The organism is Streptococcus sp. DD04 (assembly GCF_001578725.1).
Lineage (GTDB): Bacteria > Bacillota > Bacilli > Lactobacillales > Streptococcaceae > Streptococcus > Streptococcus sinensis.
This window is the reverse complement of the sequence record NZ_KQ968977.1, coordinates 8,908-11,110: the sequence shown is the minus strand read 5'-3', so window position 1 is coordinate 11,110 and position 2,203 is coordinate 8,908. Positions and strand designations below refer to the sequence as shown.

Genomic DNA, 2,203 nt, shown 5'->3' with positions numbered 1-2,203 from the left:
CCTCATTTTAAGTGATACGGATTTTATTATTATAAACTATCCAAAGCATTTTTTTGCTCATCATTGACAATGTGAGTATAAAGATCAGTCACCTGAGTGCTGGCATGCCCTAGCTGATGACTGACGAGAACTTGAGATTTGGTTGCATCATACAAACGTGTAGCAAGCGTATGGCGGAGTTTGTGAGGCGTCACTCGCACTTTGAAGTCCTCAGAATACTTGGCCACCATTTTTTCGACACTGGAAGCATCGATTCGATTCGGAGTACCACGGTATTCAGTCAAAAAGAAGGCTGTATCCGTCTTTTCGGCCTTGTACCGTTTGTTCCGAATGCTCAGATATTCCTCTAAATAGGGCTTGGCAAAGGCAGCAACATTGACAGAGTCTCTTTTTCCGCCTTTTCTTGTTACCTCAATGACCATCATCTTGAGATTGATGTCTTTCAGATCGAGATTAACAGCTTCAGACAGACGCACACCAGAGGCAAGCAGCAAGGCAATGATGGCTAAATCTCGTTCTTTATTCTTGTTAAAGGAGGACAGGGCACGATTAGAGAGCTTCTTGGGATACTCCGTATCAATATACTGGAGAAAACCTTCTGTCTCATCTCCTAAAAAGAGCTTCTGCTTGATGTTCTCTGCACGAGCAGCTAAGGTTTCCTTTTTCTTCTTAGTAGCCACCTTCTTCATCACATTTCGATAGAAGTAGGGCTCACCCTGCTCGTTTTCCACTTCCTCCGTCAAATATTTGTAGAGGCTGGACAAGGCTGAAAGAGTCCGGTTGATGGTTGTCTGGGAAACACCGTTTTGGGTCGTATTAGCATTTAGGAGCGGCCGCTCTCGCAAATAAAGAATGAAAGCTTCCATGTCTTTCTTGGTCATATTTTCCAATACCGAGAGAGGAATCTCAGCAATCTCTGAAGCGTCAGATATACCAGAGTCTAAAACCCAGCAAAAAAATCGATCGTATTCTTTAAGATATTCATACAAGGTCGTAAAACTATAAGGCACTGCCAGTTTGGACTGGTAGTATTCTAGAACGTACCAGGGCATAGTGGCTTTGAGTTTGTCAATTCTTTCTAACAGCAATTCACGTCTCATTACAATTCTCCGTTTTTTCTATAATAGTAGTATAGCATATCCAGCTATATTTTTCAAGAAAATTATAGTTTTTCGGAAAGATTTCATAGGGGATATATAGGACTGTTTTGTTTTCCTTTCTATAATCTATATCTTTTAAAAATGATAAAATCAGCAAATCTTACGGATCTACTGATTGTTATTTTATTCTGTAACTTATTTTTCTACATATCGAAATGGAATTTTGCTACCACAGAGAAAATTATAGACTCGATCATTGACTTGAACATTCATAGCTTCGTGGGCATATTCTGGCATGATTAAATGCTCTTTTAGACACTCTAATATTTATGCTGCTTATTCAGATGTATCAATGGTTTAACTCTTATTGTGTCTATTGTATACATAAATATAATGTTTTAAATCATTTTAAGTACTAAGCTGTTTTATGTTTAACTTTGCTGGACTTGGCCAGATAACATGATGCAAGAATGACAATAATTCTGATTAGATAGATTTCGGAACGATCGTCACTGATAGTTAATTGAGAAAGAACATTTATAATTGAATGTGTCATAACACAAATCCAGAGATTTCCTGTTTTTAAATAAAGAGCTGAAAGCATGAAAGAATTTGTAAGCAATCCAAATAAAAAAGGAACAATTTGAAGACCGACTAGGGAACCATCTATATAAAAGAATAATAAATGCCAAATTGACCAGATAAAAAATGTTAAGATTGTTGCTTGAAAATATTGCAATTTTTCTTGTAAAATCGGCTGAAATACGTATCTCCAACCAATTTCTTCCAAACCACCATATAAAACAAATTTTAAAAACATCAGAAAAGGGAAAAACCAAATAAATTGTTTGATTTTTCCACCAAATAATAGAAAAGAGAAATCAAGAATAACTAGCAAAAATGCTAATAAATAATGTTTATAACTAGTATGAATGTTAAAAAAATCTTTTATTATTTTCTTTAAATTAATCTGATAATACCGAACGGCAACTATACTTCCCCATAAGGATGTCGAAATGCCACCTATCATAATTCCAAAAAATTTTACTAAATTTGGATGAAAACCGTAATAATTCAAAGAAAATACAACTAGGCAAACCGAT

At 35.5% G+C, this 2,203-nt stretch carries 2 protein-coding genes and 1 pseudogene; all 3 read right to left on the bottom strand.

Annotated elements, in window-relative coordinates:
• Window positions 1-29 precede the first annotated feature (29 nt).
• Window positions 30-1,100 (bottom strand): tyrosine recombinase XerS, encoded by a 1,071-nt coding sequence (xerS, locus tag STRDD04_RS02930; protein WP_062199222.1) that lies wholly within the window; start codon window positions 1,098-1,100, stop codon window positions 30-32.
• A 195-nt stretch (window positions 1,101-1,295) separates the two neighbouring features.
• Window positions 1,296-1,424: pseudogene (locus STRDD04_RS10865) on the bottom strand (acetylxylan esterase); the annotation flags it as partial.
• A 91-nt stretch (window positions 1,425-1,515) separates the two neighbouring features.
• Window positions 1,516-2,203, bottom strand: a 688-nt coding sequence (locus STRDD04_RS02925; protein WP_062199220.1) for a CPBP family intramembrane glutamic endopeptidase, incomplete at its 5' end; no start/stop codon positions are given.